The organism is Psychrobacillus sp. FSL K6-1464, from assembly GCF_038003145.1.
GTDB lineage: Bacteria > Bacillota > Bacilli > Bacillales_A > Planococcaceae > Psychrobacillus > Psychrobacillus psychrotolerans.
This window is the reverse complement of record NZ_JBBOOP010000001.1, coordinates 1,539,175-1,557,256: the sequence shown is the minus strand read 5'-3', so window position 1 is coordinate 1,557,256 and position 18,082 is coordinate 1,539,175. Positions and strand designations below refer to the sequence as shown.

The window sequence follows — 18,082 nt, the reverse complement described above, 5'->3', positions numbered from 1 at the left end:
TCCCAAAAATGAACACACTGTTAACTTTTGTTTATTGCTTTAATATACGCGTAAATTGTAAGATATACAAGTACCACTAAACAACATGTTGTAAATTGAGAAAGGATGAATTCCAGTTGAGATTATTTAAAGAAAAATTAGCATGGGTTGCTCCTATCGCTGTAATATTAATAATTGCTCTATTCTCTTTGAACTTATTTGCTCAAGGAGATCCAAAAGTTAAAAATCTACCAATTGCGCTTATAACGAGTGATGAAGGCAGTCATGTGGATGCTGTAAAAGAAGCAATCGAACAAATGAGTAAAGGTATCGACGGTGAGGAACCGATGTTAGCTTTTTCAAGTGAAAAAGAAGCAGATATTGAAGAGTTGTTTGCTCAAAAAGAGTATTATGCAGCTCTAGTTATTCCTGAAGGGTATAACGATGCCGTACAAAATGCCATGACAAGTAACACATCAGCAACTCTCAAAATATATATTAATCAAGGTTTTAACATGACAGGTGCAAACTTTGCGAAAACTGCTTTAAATGGATTAGTTACCCAAATTAGCGATCAATATTCAACAAACCTTATAGGACAATTGGGCGATCAACAAATAGATGCTAACCAAGCATCTGTGCTTATCCACCCCGTCGTATCTGAAGAAAAAGTATTCAATACAATCACTACTGCCACAGCGAATGGGAGTGCACCGACATTATTGGCCGTGCCTGCTTGGGTTGGAGCATTAATCGGTGGCTTCATTGTCTTCCTAGCTACATCTAGCATCTTTAAAAAAGAAATGCTAACACGTAAACAAACATTACGTCTAATGAGTGGACAAGTATTATTCGGTGTAATTATCGCCCTGTTCTCAGGCTTTACTGTTGCAACACTAGCACAGATTGCTGGTATTAATATGCCAAGCTACTTTTTAGTCGCTTTATTTGTATCTTTTGCAGCATTCTGTTTCTACTTATTGGTATCAGCTATAACTGCATGGATTGGCAAACCTGCCATTACGTTATTTATGGTCGTTATGCTGTTAGGTATGGGTGTTCTAATGACGCCACAAGAAATGCTTCCAAGTTTCTTTGTAAACTTCATTCGTCCTTGGGTACCAATTCGGTTTGCTTCTGAAGGTTTACGTGAAATCTTCTACTTTGGTAGCGGCTTCTACACAGGGGAATCTTTCAACACTATTTTAGGAATTGGTATTGCAGGTTTATTGATTTTCCTACTGTCTATTTTTAAACCAGTACGTACAAAAACTAGTGTAAAATAAAGAACAGTTGGCAAGCGTAAATGCTTCCATCATTAAAAAGTGCTCTTTTGTTCCGTCCAATCAGATCTAACATTATTATCGACTTACGCAACTAAAGTGAAGGAAAAAGCCAACCATATTGAACTGCCCCGTAAATGTTAGACACAAAATCTAACATTTACGGGGGTTTTTTTATGTCTAAATATCAAAAGTAAAAAAGGTTATTATACAAAAGATAAGAGTAATATTTGGGAATTACGAAAGCAAATCTACTAATAATCATTCCTACCACTCTATACGGATTTTGAGATAGAATACCTATCAATATATTTGATATTTATGGGTAAACCCTTGTTCCTGTCTCCCCATATGTCTATCCAAATGGAAAAGGGCATTTTTAAAATTCTATGCAGCGTTAGTAAATACTCTATTTTTTATAAAAGAGGCTGTTTAGAAATAATAACCCCGTCCTCATCCACATAAACATACTCTCCTGGATTCCAGTCGACTCCACCAAAGTGGAATTTGCCATTGCGCTCGCCTGTTCCATCTTTTTTACTTTTCAGGGGATTTGTTCCTAACGCAAGAATACCAACATTCATTTTAGCAAGATCAACAGAATCTCTAACATAACCGTTAATAATAACGCCTGATAACTTTCTTAACTGCGCTATGCCCGCTAAACGATCGCCAAGAAGTGCGCATCGATTAGAACCACCACCGTCTACAACAATTACGGAGCCTTCCTGTACACTTTCAAGTGCTTCAACGAGGAGCACGTTATCCTCATACACACTTACAGTTTCAATTTTTCCTGAAAAACGCGTCATTTTTCCGAAAGAACGAAATGCGATATCGCTAATTTGTAGTTCATCTGAATAGTCGTCGCATAAATCAGTAGTTTTAAAGTCTAACATAATGGATTCCTCCTAATATTTTAATAAATATCAAATTCATTTTTCCGCAATCGGGTGTATAGAATAGTCATGCTCTGGAAGTAACGGTAGCGGATAAAAGAGTAAACATTAATAAGTGAAAAACGAGATGACATTCTTATAAATTTGAACTCCTTGAGATAGCTCCAATAACAGTACCTATCCATATTCCTGCTAAAATAGTAATCATAAATAAACCCAGTCCCATACCATCCCAACCACCAACTCCAATTACGCTATAAATAATTACCCCGATACAAATTAGACTTAATACAGTAGAAGTGGAAATTAAAGATTTTCTTGAAACTTTACGGGACGTAATAAACATCACTATTGCAAACACAATTCCGCAAAGCAATATAAGAGTCCATCCCTCTAACATCAAAGCATCCATTTATTTACCTCCTGTTATGTTTTCTACAAACTGGCACGATTGTTGAACACAAGTTAAACAACACTTTTCAACTAATCTGTTACTTTAATTTAATACGTTTAAAATAACCAGAGGTTCCAATATTAAACAAATTACCATAAACCGCCGCATTAGATACTCAACTAGAGCACCCGTTTGGTTGAATAAGTGTTTTTTCAAATGTTAAACGACTAAAAACAGAAAAAATAAGTTAAGTTTTATAACTTATTTTTTCTGCTTTCAATTAGTAATAAAAGTGACAACACCACTATACTAAATACCACTATAAACAAAAATGACAAGTATAGAGTCATGAATCCTCCAAATGCCTCATCAAACTCTATAAGAGCGACATCCGGGTTATAAATACCACCCATAGAAATATATCGAACCACTTCAAGATAAACAATATGGAAAATAATACTCATCCATAATGTTCCTGTATACTTTCTATATAGCTGTAGAGCAATTCCAAAAGTGAGGAGCAATATAATATAATCTATAGTTATTACAAATGGATCACTAAAGAATATTGACTCCAATGCCATTACAGTAATCGGAATACAAATGAACATCAACGGTTGCAATATTAATGAGATGATGAAGCGAAATTTCTTATTCAACTCTTGAAATATTAACCCACGTATAAAGACTTCTTCTGGAAATGCCTCATACATAAATGCTGTCAGTGCATTGATTAAAATGGCAATTATAACACTTGATGTAAAATTAAATCTAACATTTTCAATGCCACCAAATATATAAGCCGTTAAAATTCCTAATAGAATTAAAGTAAAAGGCAAAGTAATTCCCACTATCAACTTAGATGATGATTTTACACCTTTCAAGCCAATGTTACTAAAAACGTCTGGGTTTTTTCTTTTAAGTATATAAAGTATAAAAAGCGTTAACCCAGTAAAGATTACTCCTTGTAAGAGCATGCCTATTTGTCGATCCATATCTTGTTTTTCTATCAAATATTGTCCGATATTACCCGATACAAAGAGGAATAATGACACGAGTACAAAGTACAAAATTAACCTGCTAATCCTGAAATTTGATGAATCTATTTGAATTCTCCTCTCTTTTTAATAGATTATTATTAAATCTTTTCGGGTGAAAAACCTTTTAAGTAAATTGTTTCATATTCCTCAGTAAAATGTTCATATGACTTTAATTCTTCTTTCGCCAATCTGTTAAATAAGAAGACTTCGGGCAACAATTTTTAATACTTTATTATCTAGAGAAATATTAGATTTCACATGAACTACTCCTTTCACACCTCCCCCAATGTTAAGGAAAAAGAGCTATTGATCAACATAATTTATCATTATGAACACGTACTTAATTTAAGAGAAAAGACCTTTTAAATATATTCTACTTCCCTCTAGTTATTCCTTCTTCAACTAATCTGATTCTTTAGTTCAGTAAGAAAAAAGGCTCTACTTCTTTTTGAAGTAAAGACCCGTTAGCTTAATAAAATTTATTTTATTCACTTGGCATATAGCCAATTACTTCATTGGTTATGGGGTCAACGAGGATTAAAGGTGTACCGAATACAACATTATCTTTATCTTCGAACGAAACCATTAATACCTCTTTTCCATCATAAGTTTTATCCAAAAATTCGTAACTATTATCAGCATTCGTTTTTTTCACTTTCGCACTTTGCCAATCTTCTTTAGCCCTGTCATACCAACCTTTTTCATTTATAAATTCCCATGCTACTGCCCTAACATCTCCATAATTATCCGTATCATTTGTATTTTCTATAACTTGTTTATTTGAACAACCAATGATTACCCATATCGAAAATACTGCTAAGGTTAAATATAAAAAATTTAATTTCATAATACTTTAACCTCTTTTCAATTAGACGATAAAATCTATTTTGGTATTCAATAATTCAACTCTTGTTAAACTAAACTGCTGCTTTAGTTCAATAAGAAAAAAGCCTTTACCCCTTCTGTAAGTAAAGGATCCGTTATTTGAATAACTAAGCTTATTTGGGATCCTCAATAGTTTCAATACCACTAAGAAAAATTAAACCATTTCTTTTTATCGTGTATCTTACGTAATACGTCTTATCTTTCTGAATTAAATTCATTACCATTGGTTCCCTAACAATTACTTTAGTCTCTTCTTGATGTCCTACTGGGGCATTAGGGTTAAATCCCTTTATCCATGCTTCATTGTTATCGTTAGAATACCCTTTTTCAGTGACAGTAAAATCAGTTACAGTTAACACAGACGAAAAAGAATTATAAATTAAAAAAACAATTAAAAAGGCAACAGAAATTGTTATAGCCGACAATAAAGTTCTTTTACTCTTCATAAAATTCCCCTTCCTTCACTATCCTGATTCGTTAGTTAAATAAAAAACAGCTAGCACTATAGGCAGCCGCTGTTTAATAAGAAATGCTTATTTAGACAACAGATGTAATAACAATGTTCTGGTTTGTTCAAAGTTTTTATATTCCCGAAAGAAATCGTTATAGATTTCAATTTTGTCTTCAAAAAACTTATATTGTTTAAAGGAATCAAAGAAAGATTTCTGCAACATCTCAATTTGACCTTGTGGAACTTTATTTGTTTTACCCGCTAAAACATAACTTAGAGTTCCAGCTATATTCATACAGTAATTATTAAAATCACCCGTTAGACAATCCTCTTCATCAGATAAACTTAAAAATTCTGTTCGAAAATCTACTTGTATTTTATCTGTATCCCTGTATGGAATTGGCTTTTCTAATTCGTTTTTAATTTCATTTAGTTGATCTATAATATTATCCATATTTTCACCCGTTGAAGTATGTCATTTACCTATTTTATCATGCTTCCCTATACAACTAACCTGCGGCATTAATTGAATAAGAAAAAAGGCTTTACCCCTTATTGAAGTAAAGCATCCGTTAGTGAAAAATGTATAATACTTATCCTCCTTAGTTCATGTCATGATTATTAGTGGATAATCTTTTCAGTACATGAACATGTGATTTCTATTGTATTATTCATAGGGTCTAAAATAGGAAAACTCCAATATCCTTTCCATATGGGCTTATTGTAATATTTTGTTATATCATTTATTAATACGGAATTTACAATTTTTCCGAAATTTTCTTTATCACATTCTAACGACCAACCTATCCTTGGTTCTGTTCCACCTTTCCAGCCTGGTTGAATGGAAAACTTTCTTGATGGTGGGTTAAATTCTTCATTGTAATCAATGTTTAATTAGTGTTCACCAATTTTAAAAGCTATGGAACCTTTATCATCCCATATAAGTATTAACTGAAGTATGTCTGAGTAAAACCACTTCATTTTCTCTAAATCGTTACAAAATATATATGTAAATCCCCATCGTTTTGCTATATTAAAACCCCCATTTTATTATATTTCCTTTTTCCACTAAGCTGTCCATTTAGTTAAACAAGTTCAACAAAAAGGGCATTAATCCCTTCTTGGAAGACCTAAATCCCGACTTAATGAAATAAGAAGAGTATCTATTTTATAATTAAACCTTTTCAAACTCACCTCGAACTACTCGACTCATATCAATAACGTTAAGCATCTCATTATATAATTCTTCAATTCTAGGATCAGCGTCAACTTCTTTCAGAACAACATCGTGATGATGTTTATTATTGAATGTAGAAACTGAGCACATCAAAGTTTCATTTTCCTGTAGTTCAACCGATGAATCCATCCCTTTACAACCATAGATAGCATCAATAAAAGTGCTTTGGTAAGTATCATCTTCAATCGCACCATATTCCTTGTAAATAACAGAGGCCATTTTATTAATTTCTATAAACCGTTCCTTATTCTGTTTCAAGACTGGATATAAATACAATACATTGTACATAAAAGACTCCTTTCCTTTCTTTCTTCAACTAAACAAGTAAAAAGCTTTCTCCTTCTTAAAGTAAAGCACCCATTAGTTCAGTAAGTTCAACAAAGAGGCGTTTAGTCCTCGTCGTCCTGTATGATAAAGGGAATTAATAATTAATACTTCAACACTTCTAATTAAAAAGCTTTTATTACTGACCATCCTTTATAAATACCTTTATATTTTTGGGAATATAAAAACATAAGCTCAGTTTGATAATCAACAAGTGCCAAAGCTTCTGTTTTAGTTACTTTAATTGTAGAATAATCGAATTTTTTATCTTCAATGGCAATATTAAATCCTGTTTCACTTATCTCATTAATACATTCTCTTGCAAATTCATTTGGTATTGCAAGTACATGGGTAATGTGACATGTATTCACCTGCGATAAGTTTATTTGGGTTTGTTTTATTTTTATTCTGTTTGCCTTAAGTCTTTTTTCCTTTTCTTCAGAGGTTTCATAGCAATTGAATAACCCTACACCAAGGGAATGGTCAATTTCAATACGATTATAATCTAAGATCCATTTTCTATACTTATGATATAAAGGTAAAAGATTATCTTTTTTTATGCTGAAAACATCACAACCTCGGTCATCATACATATGAAATATTATATCCTTCTGGGTGCTTATAAAATAAACAGATTGTCCAATAGAAGGTTCTCTTCCTTGTTCATAATTTCCTATACCTTCAAGTATTTCCTTGTAAGGAATAAAATTTAATTGTGAGAATAGAAGTTTCACTTTGTATTCATTCTTGATTTCTATGGTTTTACCAGTTAACTCATCATAATCCTCATCTATATCGAACAAAGTTTCCTCTTCTATATTTTGTTTACTGAGTAAATCATACAGGTATTCTGGAGAAGTATTTCCAAACATGATGTCCTCGGTTACTTCCCAATCTTTTATATAAACATAAATAATATCATCTTTCTTGAACAATTCTTCAAATAATGTAGTAACTCTTGTTACAACTTGGTTTATTCTTTTTTTAGTTCCGTTTTCATATGGCTCACCTAGTTCAAACCTTAGATGCATTTTACTTGTTAGGTTTGGAAAATTGCTGTCTATGTACTTCAATATTTCCTTCATTGGAATAGCTCCCTTATATTAATTTCGAATAATTTTCAGTCAGCTTCATCTCTTTATAAGTTTCCTTGTTGAACTAAACTGCCACTTTAGTTCAATAAGCAAAAAGGCTTTACTTTAAGTACAATCCTTCGCTAACTTTAATAGAAATGGTTATTGTTTAGAACTTAACACTGAATTAGCTGAGAATCTCTCTCTCAATTCTATTAGAAACTAAATAGAGCCACCACAATAACTAATAAAGAGACTAGTATAAAAAACATTCCCCAACTATTTTTACCTTTATTTTTAAATTCCTCTATTCCTATAATTGCAATAAAAATTCCAAGCAATAAAGATGATATTGGACCATACGAAAAATCTTTTGTAAATAAGCCGTATGTAGAAACCGCCATTACAACTAAAGCAAGAATTATTTTAATAATTTTCAACTCAATTCCCCCTCGAATTATTCACTATCTGCAGAGTTACTTGAGAAGAAAGGAGTTTACCGTTGTTCAAGTAATGCAGGACGTTTGTTTAAGTACATTTGAAACCACCAGTTATCCAAAGTGATTATGAAAACACCAAACAATAAGAATCATACTCACTATTCCCCAAACTGTGGTATTCACTATCCACCAAATTATTGATTTATTTTTTGTATAGCTTTCATCTCCATGTTTACTGGTATAATAGCGAGCTTACTTCCCATCCCTTTTTTGTAAATTACTTTCCTTTCAATCTTCTTTATTCAGCTACCCTGCGACTTTAGTACAATTAGGAAAAAGCTTTACCCCTTCTTGAAGTAAAGCTACGCTTAATAATTATATTTTCTTAACCATCCGTACTGTTCTTAAAATATGCCCATCTAATTCATCATCAAACTCTTTTACAATTTCAAACCTTTTCGCTTCATAAAAGGTCATTCCAATCTTATTTTCTTTTGCAACGTTTATATAAATCTCTTTTGTACCTTTTAATTCATTAATTGCTTGTTGTAATAAAGCAGTACCTATTCCTTTCCCTTGAAACTCTGGATTAAGATAGATAGCAGCTAATTCAACAATCCCACCATCTCTTACTTGGGAATAGTTTGCAAAACCGACAACTTTACCATTAACTTCCGCAACATAAAGAATAGAACGTTCTAAACGTTGTTTCATACCTTCATCATTGTAAGCTGAATTTAAGAAGTTATTTTGTACCTCTAATGGAATTATGCCCTCATATGTAGCATTGCAAGTTGTATTCGCTATATTTTGAACTTGTTTTGTATCTGCGGACTGCATCTTACGAATCGTAATACTCATATAAAGTCCTCCTTTTGTTCAATAACTTACATATATTAACTTATTCAACATAATCGTAGAAAAACCTTCTTATTAAACTAGGCGAGTAGAAGGGAACCTCTCTACCTTGCGTTAGATTGTGTTCCTCCCCCCTCAAAGAGCCCTGCTTGCACTATTTACGTACACGGCTCCTCCTTACCGAAATATAGCTAACTCTTTTCTTAAGTCGTATATATTCACCTTAAATCGTGATTAGGGTAACGCGTATTTATGAAGAAAGAGATTGAATTAAAAGAGAGAAGTAAAATTACTTCTCTCTTTTAAATATATTATTCTGACTCCATCGTTTTTCTAAACAAATTCTGATTCTTTAAAGCCATAATACTAACTATTGCAAGTAAAATACCAGAAACAATAAAAATACTACGTACACCGAAGTAATCTGAAAGAATACCCATTGTTAGCGAGGCAATTCCAAATGTGCCTGTTCCAATAGTGCCAAGAGAAGTATAAACAGTTGCTAATTGGTCTTTGGATACGCTTGTTTGAATTAATGTTTGTTGGGGTATATTTTTCAATTGTCCAAAAAGCCCAATTAAGACGGATAGCACCATTGCGATTACAGGGAAACTCGTCAATCCAAATACAACCGTAAAAATGCAAGTCATAAACGCTCCTGTAATGATAAAAACGTGACGTTTTTTATCTACAAACAAGGAAAACTTAATGCACAATAAACTTCCGACTACTAAGCCTATAAAAAAAGCTGCATTAATATAACCCCACCAATATTCTTCCGCCTTTAAAGCCTGTTCGACATAGACCAATATTATTGCTGCTATCCAAACTGAGCCAGCAATAGTTTCAAAAAATTCGATACGGACCACTGTTTTTAATAACGGTGTCCGTTTAATAGTTCGCCAACCTTTGGTTAATTGAGACCATTTTTTTTCTTGTCTTTCTTCTTTGTGTTCTACATTTTTTAACAAACTCAAGAAAATGCTTGAAAAAATAAATAGTACAGTAACTATCCAGATTAGTTGGTTTGGACTGAATACGATTAATAGCATACTTCCAAAAAACCAAGTCCCTATTTGGATAGTTTGTGTAACTGTTTCTGCTATTCCGTTTGCTTCTACTAAGCTTTCTTCCGCTACATAAAAAGGAATTAAAGTTTGTCTAATTGGATTCGCACAACCATCAAGAAGAGCAATCAAACCAATCGCTACAAATATGAAATAATAGTTATTTGAATTAAAACCCATCATCAAAAAAAATCCTAAGCCCAATAAAAAAAATGTTTTTCCTATTTGTGAACCAACTAATAAACGTTTCAAATTGTACTTACCTATTAGCAGTGGTGTTAAAACACTTGAAATAAACATAGAAAAAGTAATGGTAAACGGAACGAAGGCTGATGCGGTAGCTGACTCGGTTAAACTGTAAATAATGCTAATAACACCGACAATGTACAACACGTCGCCTATATTAGCTAATGATTGGCCAATCATTAAAAAAAGAAAATTACGATTTGATTTCAATATTATCCCCCATTTTCTTCTGAATTGCCTGAAAAAAATGAAGGGTGTTAAATTGGACTATTATGCATGAAACTTTGCTCCTTTATGTACGCTGTATGACAAAAATCACTGGGGGATAACATGACTTATCATATTACGTTTGAATATTAACTTGATTGTACCTTAAATCTTTATTAAATTAAATGGCTGTTCTTCGCAATATATAACGATTATCAACCTTTTTCTTTAACAGAGCCCAAAAAATTAATAATTATGTTGAAGTGCTAAAACACTTGAGGAAAAATCGACCCTTTTTTCGAATTAGTTAGATGATGTTACAAGTGAACAATTCATTTGCAATTAATTTGCAAACAAAAATGGAGGGAGATGACTACAGTCATCGCCCTCCATGTTTTATACTTTATTAATCGTTTCGACTCATTCCAGTATAGATTAATACTAAACGTAATAACTCTAAAACAGCAACTGCTGTAGCAGCAACATAAGTTAAAGCAGCTGCGCTTAATACTTTTTTCGCGTGACGTTCTTCCTCATTGCGAATAATGCCGTGAGAAACCATTTGATCCATAGCTCTACTCGAAGCGTTAAATTCTACAGGTAATGTTACAATTTGGAATACAACACCAGCAGCTAATAACACGATCCCTATCAACATCAGATTAGGGAAACTAGCTATCATACCGATCATGATGAAAACCCAAGAAGCATTTGACGAAATATTAGCTACTGGCACTAATTTATGACGTAAATTTAAAAACGAATATGATTCTTTATGTTGAATGGCATGACCGACTTCATGTGCTGCAATCGCAGAACCTGCAACAGAAGCTTCATGGAAATTATGAGAAGATAATGCCACTATTTTTGTCATTGGATTATAGTGATCGCTTAAAAACCCTCTACTCTCCACAACCTGAACATCAGCTAAACCATTTGCGTCAAGAATTGTTCTTGCTACTTGAGCCCCTGTCATCCCGGATGTAGAACGAACTTTTGAATATTTTTTATATGTTCTTTTAACTTTCATTTGTGCATACAAAGGCAATAACAGAATTATCGCAAAGTATATAAGATAAGAAGCCAAATTTTTTCCCCCTCTATAATCTATACTTCTTATTTTAATAGGAATAATAGAGACATTCAACTAATACGCTTTGACCTTTGTTGATAAATAAAGGAAGCTAACAAAATACAAGCAATAGATAGCCAAAATGTAAAGTAACCAATCTGATCAGCATACTTATCTAGACTACTATATATTGGCATCTGATCAAAAACATAATCAATCACATCATTATGTAATGTCCATATAGCAGCTATTATGATGTGTATCCATCTAAAGCGATAAAAAGGAATGTAGAGAATAGCCTGAACAGCCATTGCAAAATGCGATGCTACGAGCATCCAACCCATCCAACCTAGATAATCATTTTCAACATATGTCCAAATATTCATGACTACAGCCCATAACCCATATTTAACTAGTGTGATTAAAGCTAGAGCTTCAATCAACTTCCAGTTTTTCTTTAATAACCAAGCAAATAAAGCAATTGTAAAAAACAAACTTGCTGTAGGACTATCAGGAACGAATAGTAGGAATTTTGCCTCCGTTTGGGACAACTGACCTTCATACCAAATGTAGCCATAAATAGTGCCAAGTAGATTTACTATGAATAATAGCCACATAAATGTTTTGTTAAAAAGAACTAGTTTTATATACATTAGCAATTCTTTCATTTATTTGGACTCCCTTTTTGTGTAAGAAAAAAAGAGAGTCAGTTTCCTGACTCTCTTCATTTGTTAAAATTATTCTGCTGGTTGTAATGTAGTGATATACTCAGCTAGTTTTTGTAACTCTTCCTCGGTACCTGTAAATGTTCCACCAGGCATACCGCCTTTACCTTCATGAGCGATTTCAACGATTTCCTCAGCAGTATATTCTAATCCTACTAATGGTAAACCGATACCACCCTCAAAGGAGTTACCGTGACACCCAATACAAGAAGAACCTTGATAAAGTTGATAACCTTCGGAAGTTTCATCAAACTCGACTGATACTTCTTCTTTAATCTCACCGTAAGCTTTAGCAGCTTCCCAGTCATGGTTTACAACAGATTCCCATGTTAAGTAAATGATTGAAGCAATTGCTAGAAGCATGAATCCTGTCGGTAATGGACGTTTCCATGGGCTTCTTTCCTTGCTTGTATCTAAAAATGGTACTAATAATAGCGCTCCGAAAGCCAATCCTGGCATTACGATTGCTCCAATAATATTAAATGGTCCTGAAGCAAATTCATATTTCAATAATTGGTATAAAAACAAGAAATACCAGTCTGGTACTGGAATATAACCTGTGTCAGCTGGATCAGCTGGGCGTTCAAGTGGCGATGGATGTGCAACAGTTAATACCAAATAACCAACTAAGAATACCGCACCGACTAACCATTCTTTAAGTAAAAAGTCAGGCCAGAAAGCTTCTGTTTTGCCTGGATACTCAGAATAGTCTTTTGGAGTGTTTTTCTTACGGTTAGAAAGATCTGGTACACGTGAGTCTCCAACGAATTTCATGCCTTTTCCGCGATGCATAGTGTCCCCTCCTTGTAACAATTATCTGTTCCATTTACCCATTAAAGTGGTCCAGAAATACCTTGACGACGAATCATGATAAAGTGAGCTGCAAGTAATGCAAATAGAGCAGCTGGCAAGAAGAACACATGAATCGCAAAGAATCTTGTTAATGTTTGTGCACCGATGATTGTTTCATCACCAGCTAAAAGCGTTTTAATAATTCCACCAACAAATGGAACAGATGCTGCAATTTCAATACCTACTTTAGTTGCGAACAATGCTTTCATGTCCCACGGTAATAGGTAACCTGTAAATCCTAAACCTAACATAACAGCGAAGATTAGTACTCCGACCATCCAGTTTAGTTCACGAGGTTTTTTATAAGAACCAGTAAAGAATACACGCAATGTATGTAAGAACATCATAACAATTACAAGTGATGCTCCCCAGTGATGCATCCCACGTACAATTTCACCGAATGCTACTTCATTTTGAAGATAGTAAACAGATTCCCATGCATTTTCAATATCAGGTACATAATACATAGTTAAGAACATACCTGAAAGAATTTGAATTACCGTGATGAAGAACGTTAATCCTCCGAAACAGTATACAAATGCCGAAAAATGATGTGCAGGGTTTACGTGTTCTGGTACTTCATGGTCTGCAATATCACGCCATATAGGAGTAATATCAAGACGTTCATCCACCCAATCATAGATTTTATTAAGCACTGATGTCGTACCCCCTTACTTTAAACTAATGTGTTAGGAATAGCTTTCCCAATTTCTAAGAACCCGTCATTTTCACGAACTTCATATTGATCCAACGGACCTAGAGGTGGTGTTTTTGGTACATTTTTACCATTTTTCTCGTAACGACCAGCGTGACATGGACAGAAGAATTGATTTTTGTGCGCTGGGTCTGCTTCCCAGTTTACTGTACAACCTAAATGCTTACATACTGGAGAAAGTGCGATAATTTCATCGCCTTCTTTGTATACCCAAGCTGCATTGGTAATATCAGACTTGTACCATGCGTCCACTTGTTCAAAAGTGAAGTCAACACGTTCTGGAACTTCTGTAATATCGGCAATTTTCTTCTCCGTTAATACAAAATCTCCGCCTTCTTTTTTCTGCAATACAGGATCAACTGCAAATCGTACCATTGGCATAAGCATTCCAGCTGCCATAAATCCGCCAACACCTGTTAGGGTGTAACTTAAAAACTGACGTCTTGATACTTTATTGTTACTCATCCTTTTCCCCCCTCTTACTTAAAGGTTCAGTCCAATGGACATACTTGCTTGAATAATAATACTAGGACATATACATGATATATCAATAAAAAAGGAAGGTCAATATTCGATTTCCTCGAATTATAAACTTTATAGACAAATTATGTTCCAAATTGTCACTAATTCGCCCATATTTTCGCAAAAATCGGAATAAGTTGTCGTAATTGATCTTCTAATACTGAGTTTCTCATTTTTTGGTCCATGGAGTCCAGTGGAATAGATGGAATCCATATAATATTTTGTTCTTCTCCCATTGTACTCCAGTCTCTATCAGAAGTAACGTAAAAGATGTGTTTGAATGAGGCTTTGTTTAGTTCTTCTTGCCACGTTTCAAATATCGATTGCTTGTCCTGACTCTTTGTATAAGAGAAGGAAGGAAATAAAACAATCCTCCCTTTGAACTGATTTTCAATTACGTTTGCTAATGACAATGTGAATTCAGCTGCTGAGGCTGCAAAACGGAAACCTTCATCAGAACCATCAATCTGTATAAGTGGAATCACTGCTGTATCTATATATTCTTTTTGTGCTTGAAAAACTGTGCTATCTTTTCCGTTCCAATGCATTTGTAACCTCTCCTACATCTCTTTATGTTGTATTTGCTTCCACAACGAAGAAAGTTCCATAAACTTTTCTTTGTTATTATCATCAATTGCTTTATCAATTTGCTTTTTTAATTGCTCTACTTGAAATGAATACAAGCTTTCACTAACTATATCCTCAGCTATCATTTTATCCTTCTCATTGATCTGTAAATATTTTGGCATATAAGGATTCTCTTCTAGTACTGCAAGATACTCTGGACTCGGTGGCATCATTTGAAAGTTTAATTGAATATACATATCCTCTTCTGGATGTAATCGTAAATCATGGAAAGATTTTTCAGCATCAGCGGTCATAATACTTCCCTTGTAAAATCTAAAAGGTATACCTGAGGACGTAGTCACAGACATGATCATTGCTCGAGGACAATAATGTGCCTCCTCTACGAAGTGTACATTATTTAACAATGTCTCATGGCTTATTAAATAATTCAAGATCCACACGCACTCTCTTCTTTTCATCTGATACTTTTTCAAAAACCAACGAACAAATTCTTTTTTCTCACCAACTGAAACAGAAGCAGTCACGTAACCTCTCCTTCCCTCATTTATTCGAACATTTCAAACCATTCACTATTTTCCGGTTGAAGTTTTTGTAAAATCAGTACAACTTCTTTTGCTTCTGCCCTTTTCCCTTCCTCTAGAAGGAAATAAACATACTTTTCTAAAAATGGAACATCCTCTATATGTTCAGTATATGCAAGCTGATAAAATTCGTATGCTTTTTCATACAATTCTAATCTTTCGTAAGCGGTTGCCAAAAACGGATACATGGCAGACCATTCAAAATGCTCCTGCTTCAACGTTTCATAGAGCTCCACTAACTCTTCATCTTTTTCTTCTGTTGAATACAACGAAGATAAAATGAAGATAGCATCCATATATTCTGGGTCCAATGCAATTGCTTCTCTTAAAAAAGTTTCTGCTTCCTTCACTTTACCCAATTTCAAGGAAATTTTACCTGCAAATAAATAATATTCTTTTTCAAACTCATCACGAGCGATTCCATCTGTAATTGCTTTTAGAGCATCCTCATTTTTTTCGAGCATCGCATAGGTCTCTGCAAGTAACATATAGCCTGAGAAGTAGTCAGGATCGATTTGAAGGAGGTCCTCCAATTGCTTGGCAGCAGTTTCATATTGCTGCACTTGGAACGATGCATAAGCTGCATGGAATAGTACGTCTGGAGCTACTTCCTTTTCAAGCGCTAATGCGTAGTATGGAATCGCTTCTTCATAGGCTGCTCCTGCACTATAAATTTCTGCTAGTTTAAGGGACAAATCGATAGCCTGAAGTGATTCTTGATGGGGCAGTAGATCCTCCATCACACGTGCTGCTTCTAAGTATCTGCCGGTTTCAAACAATAATTCACCTTTAGCATACAAAAGCAAAGGCTCTTTAGGTAAAAGTGTCAGTGCTTCGTTTATCTTTTGTTCTGCAACCTCATATAGTCCAAGCATTTGATAGTAGTCTGCTAACGTAAGTAGTGCTTGCGGATACGCGTCACTTGTTTTTTCGATAGTCGTTAGCATTTCTAGTGCTTCATCTTCTTTGTCCATTTCTAAATACAGCTGGGCTTGATCGATTTTCAATTGATTTTCCTCAGGAAATAAAAACTGAAGATGTTCTAGGATTGAAATAGCTTCCTGTAAAAAACCAGATTGTGTTAATAGATCTGCTAACTGGTATTGCTCGTCGGGATCGCCATTCAATAAAAAGCTTTCAAGCATTGTACTAATTTTTTCTATGTTTCCTTCTTCCATCGCGTGGATAAAGGGAGTAAAGTTGTCCATATTATCACCATACTTTCATTATACCTTTATCCTACAAGAACATTTGTTTTTGAACAAGAAAAAAACCCTCTTTGGAAAAAGAGGGTGTCTGTTTCATCTTAAATATCCTAAAATCAGTTAGTCATGCAAGTATCACTTGATAACACTAGAAATATCTTCAAAGAATGTTGGATAAGAAACAGCAATACATCCTGCATTATCAATTGTTACGGGTTCAGTAGTGATTAGAGAAGCTACTGCAGCCATCATTCCAATACGATGATCTCCATAAGTAAGCAGATCCCCACCATGGAGTAACGTGGGTCCCTCTATTATCATCCCATCATCGGTGGCAGTAATATTTGCGCCCAGTTTCTTTAATTCATTCACTACTGCATCAATACGATTTGTTTCTTTCACTTTGAGCTCTTCTGCATTTTTTATAACAGTTTTTCCAGTAGCTTGGGTAGCAAGTAGGGCAATAATAGGAATTTCATCAATTAGTCGTGGGATAAGTTCTCCACCAATTTCAGTACCTACAAGATTAGAAGATTCAATTTCAATTGTACCCATTTCTTCATGACTACTGTTTTCTGAGTCATTCACTGTAAAGGATGCACCCATTGCTTGCAGAACGTCCATAATGCCTGTTCTTGTTTCGTTTAAACCTACATTTGTTAAAGTAAGTTTACTATTAGGAACAATTGCGCCAGCTACTAAAAAGAAGGCAGCAGAGGAAATATCTCCAGGTACGACCACATGAGTTCCTGTTAACTTTTGTCCACCTTGTAAACGTATCATTTTACCATCTACTGCAATGGTTGCACCAAAGTGTTGTAACATTTTCTCTGTGTGATCCCGAGATGTTTCTAGTTCTTCCACTATAGTTTCTCCATCTGCATTTAAAGCTGCTAGTAAAATGGCAGACTTCACTTGCGCACTAGCTACAGGCATTGTATAACGAATAGCTTGTAATTGAGTACCCTCAACTGCAATTGGTGTAAACTGACCATTCTCTCGCCCGATTAGTTTAGCATTCATATCTTTTAAAGGATCCGTTACTCTTCTCATTGGACGTTTTTGAATAGATTCATCCCCTATTAAAACGGAGGACACGGAGGAGCCTGCTAAAATTCCGAGCATTAAACGAGTAGTTGTTCCGGAATTCCCCGTATACAATATTTCGTCAGGTTCCTTCCAATTCACAATCCCGTCACTTTTAATCGTTACTTTCTCCCCTTCTATGGATATATCCACTCCAAGCTTTTGAAAGCAATCAATTGTACTTAAGCAATCATCACTCTGTAAGAAACCCTCAACTGTTGTAGTTCCTTCAGCTATAGCGCCAAACATAATAGAGCGATGAGAGACGGATTTATCTCCCGGTATACGAATAGTGCCCTTCAAAGAGGGCTGTACATAATCTAACTTCTTACTAGTCAACAATGTCTTCCCTC

Annotated in this window: 21 protein-coding genes; 1 reads left to right on the top strand and 20 read right to left on the bottom strand. The window is 34.4% G+C overall.

The genetic code is table 11. The features are described from left to right. Window positions 1-116: 116 nt before the first annotated feature. Window positions 117-1,265 carry a YhgE/Pip domain-containing protein gene (locus tag MKX39_RS07630; RefSeq protein WP_340768985.1) on the top strand — a complete coding sequence of 383 codons (1,149 nt, stop codon included), beginning with the start codon at window positions 117-119 and terminating at the stop codon, window positions 1,263-1,265. Between the two features lie 413 nt (window positions 1,266-1,678). Here the strand turns inward: MKX39_RS07630 and rraA are convergent, their stop codons facing one another. The 20 genes from rraA to aroA all read right to left on the bottom strand — a co-directional run bounded on the left by rraA (window position 1,679) and on the right by aroA (window position 18,068). Next, the gene (gene rraA / locus MKX39_RS07625; protein WP_340768984.1) at window positions 1,679-2,161 is read right to left on the bottom strand and encodes a ribonuclease E activity regulator RraA; all 483 of its coding nucleotides are present in this window, start codon (window positions 2,159-2,161) and stop codon (window positions 1,679-1,681) included. A 136-nt stretch (window positions 2,162-2,297) separates the two neighbouring features. Next, window positions 2,298-2,573: a YesK family protein gene (locus MKX39_RS07620; protein ID WP_340768983.1), complete on the bottom strand. Its 276-nt coding sequence runs from the start codon at window positions 2,571-2,573 to the stop codon at window positions 2,298-2,300. 236 nt (window positions 2,574-2,809) lie between these two features. After that, a complete protein-coding gene (locus MKX39_RS07615) occupies window positions 2,810-3,625 on the bottom strand; it encodes a CPBP family intramembrane glutamic endopeptidase (protein WP_340768982.1) in 816 nt (271 codons plus the stop codon). 454 nt (window positions 3,626-4,079) lie between these two features. Beyond that, complete coding sequence (locus MKX39_RS07610) at window positions 4,080-4,442, bottom strand: hypothetical protein (RefSeq protein WP_340768981.1); 363 nt, start codon at window positions 4,440-4,442, stop codon at window positions 4,080-4,082. 151 nt (window positions 4,443-4,593) lie between these two features. Beyond that, window positions 4,594-4,926: a hypothetical protein gene (locus MKX39_RS07605; RefSeq protein ID WP_340768979.1), complete on the bottom strand. Its 333-nt coding sequence runs from the start codon at window positions 4,924-4,926 to the stop codon at window positions 4,594-4,596. A gap of 87 nt (window positions 4,927-5,013) precedes the next feature. Beyond that, window positions 5,014-5,385, bottom strand: coding sequence for a YxiJ family protein (locus tag MKX39_RS07600; RefSeq protein ID WP_340768978.1), 372 nt, complete (start codon window positions 5,383-5,385; stop codon window positions 5,014-5,016). A gap of 720 nt (window positions 5,386-6,105) precedes the next feature. Next, a complete protein-coding gene (locus MKX39_RS07595) occupies window positions 6,106-6,456 on the bottom strand; it encodes a DUF1428 family protein (RefSeq protein ID WP_093534709.1) in 351 nt (116 codons plus the stop codon). A 161-nt stretch (window positions 6,457-6,617) separates the two neighbouring features. Then, a complete protein-coding gene (locus MKX39_RS07590) occupies window positions 6,618-7,577 on the bottom strand; it encodes a DUF3885 domain-containing protein (RefSeq protein ID WP_340768973.1) in 960 nt (319 codons plus the stop codon). A 203-nt stretch (window positions 7,578-7,780) separates the two neighbouring features. Continuing rightward, entirely contained in the window at window positions 7,781-8,005 is a 225-nt protein-coding gene (locus tag MKX39_RS07585) for a DUF3953 domain-containing protein (RefSeq protein WP_340768972.1), read from the bottom strand. A 375-nt stretch (window positions 8,006-8,380) separates the two neighbouring features. Beyond that, window positions 8,381-8,866 carry a GNAT family N-acetyltransferase gene (locus MKX39_RS07580; protein ID WP_340768971.1) on the bottom strand — a complete coding sequence of 162 codons (486 nt, stop codon included), beginning with the start codon at window positions 8,864-8,866 and terminating at the stop codon, window positions 8,381-8,383. A 308-nt stretch (window positions 8,867-9,174) separates the two neighbouring features. Further along, window positions 9,175-10,386: an MFS transporter gene (locus MKX39_RS07575; protein WP_340768970.1), complete on the bottom strand. Its 1,212-nt coding sequence runs from the start codon at window positions 10,384-10,386 to the stop codon at window positions 9,175-9,177. 403 nt (window positions 10,387-10,789) lie between these two features. Beyond that, window positions 10,790-11,470, bottom strand: a complete 681-nt coding sequence (locus MKX39_RS07570) for a zinc metallopeptidase (protein WP_093534725.1) — start codon at window positions 11,468-11,470, stop codon at window positions 10,790-10,792. 56 nt (window positions 11,471-11,526) lie between these two features. Further along, the gene (locus MKX39_RS07565) at window positions 11,527-12,123 is read right to left on the bottom strand and encodes a DUF1405 domain-containing protein (protein WP_093534727.1); all 597 of its coding nucleotides are present in this window, start codon (window positions 12,121-12,123) and stop codon (window positions 11,527-11,529) included. Window positions 12,124-12,192: 69 nt separating this feature from the next. Next, a complete protein-coding gene (locus MKX39_RS07560; RefSeq protein WP_093534729.1) occupies window positions 12,193-12,972 on the bottom strand; it encodes a menaquinol-cytochrome c reductase cytochrome b/c subunit in 780 nt (259 codons plus the stop codon). A 41-nt stretch (window positions 12,973-13,013) separates the two neighbouring features. Next, the gene (gene qcrB, locus MKX39_RS07555) at window positions 13,014-13,688 is read right to left on the bottom strand and encodes a menaquinol-cytochrome c reductase cytochrome b subunit (RefSeq protein ID WP_093534731.1); all 675 of its coding nucleotides are present in this window, start codon (window positions 13,686-13,688) and stop codon (window positions 13,014-13,016) included. Between the two features lie 20 nt (window positions 13,689-13,708). Next, window positions 13,709-14,212 carry a QcrA and Rieske domain-containing protein gene (locus MKX39_RS07550; protein WP_090561754.1) on the bottom strand — a complete coding sequence of 168 codons (504 nt, stop codon included), beginning with the start codon at window positions 14,210-14,212 and terminating at the stop codon, window positions 13,709-13,711. A gap of 158 nt (window positions 14,213-14,370) precedes the next feature. Beyond that, the gene (locus MKX39_RS07545; RefSeq protein ID WP_340762089.1) at window positions 14,371-14,817 is read right to left on the bottom strand and encodes a YpiF family protein; all 447 of its coding nucleotides are present in this window, start codon (window positions 14,815-14,817) and stop codon (window positions 14,371-14,373) included. Window positions 14,818-14,829: 12 nt separating this feature from the next. Next, entirely contained in the window at window positions 14,830-15,381 is a 552-nt protein-coding gene (locus MKX39_RS07540) for a ReoY family proteolytic degradation factor (protein ID WP_093534735.1), read from the bottom strand. 20 nt (window positions 15,382-15,401) lie between these two features. Further along, window positions 15,402-16,646, bottom strand: coding sequence for a tetratricopeptide repeat protein (locus tag MKX39_RS07535; protein WP_093534737.1), 1,245 nt, complete (start codon window positions 16,644-16,646; stop codon window positions 15,402-15,404). 132 nt (window positions 16,647-16,778) lie between these two features. Further along, window positions 16,779-18,068, bottom strand: a complete 1,290-nt coding sequence (gene aroA / locus MKX39_RS07530) for a 3-phosphoshikimate 1-carboxyvinyltransferase (protein WP_340768969.1) — start codon at window positions 18,066-18,068, stop codon at window positions 16,779-16,781. Between the last annotated feature and the right edge of the window lie 14 nt (window positions 18,069-18,082).

Coding starts and splice junctions, on each gene's coding strand:
- rraA (WP_340768984.1), bottom strand. CDS start 2,161: ATGTTAGACTTTAAAACTACTGATTTATGCGACGACTATTCAGATGAA.
- MKX39_RS07545 (WP_340762089.1), bottom strand. CDS start 14,817: ATGCATTGGAACGGAAAAGATAGCACAGTTTTTCAAGCACAAAAAGAA.
- MKX39_RS07620 (WP_340768983.1), bottom strand. CDS start 2,573: ATGGATGCTTTGATGTTAGAGGGATGGACTCTTATATTGCTTTGCGGA.
- MKX39_RS07610 (WP_340768981.1), bottom strand. CDS start 4,442: ATGAAATTAAATTTTTTATATTTAACCTTAGCAGTATTTTCGATATGG.
- MKX39_RS07580 (WP_340768971.1), bottom strand. CDS start 8,866: ATGAGTATTACGATTCGTAAGATGCAGTCCGCAGATACAAAACAAGTT.
- MKX39_RS07605 (WP_340768979.1), bottom strand. CDS start 4,926: ATGAAGAGTAAAAGAACTTTATTGTCGGCTATAACAATTTCTGTTGCC.
- MKX39_RS07550 (WP_090561754.1), bottom strand. CDS start 14,212: ATGAGTAACAATAAAGTATCAAGACGTCAGTTTTTAAGTTACACCCTA.
- MKX39_RS07535 (WP_093534737.1), bottom strand. CDS start 16,646: ATGGACAACTTTACTCCCTTTATCCACGCGATGGAAGAAGGAAACATA.
- MKX39_RS07560 (WP_093534729.1), bottom strand. CDS start 12,972: ATGCATCGCGGAAAAGGCATGAAATTCGTTGGAGACTCACGTGTACCA.
- MKX39_RS07590 (WP_340768973.1), bottom strand. CDS start 7,577: ATGAAGGAAATATTGAAGTACATAGACAGCAATTTTCCAAACCTAACA.
- MKX39_RS07600 (WP_340768978.1), bottom strand. CDS start 5,385: ATGGATAATATTATAGATCAACTAAATGAAATTAAAAACGAATTAGAA.
- MKX39_RS07595 (WP_093534709.1), bottom strand. CDS start 6,456: ATGTACAATGTATTGTATTTATATCCAGTCTTGAAACAGAATAAGGAA.
- MKX39_RS07565 (WP_093534727.1), bottom strand. CDS start 12,123: ATGAAAGAATTGCTAATGTATATAAAACTAGTTCTTTTTAACAAAACA.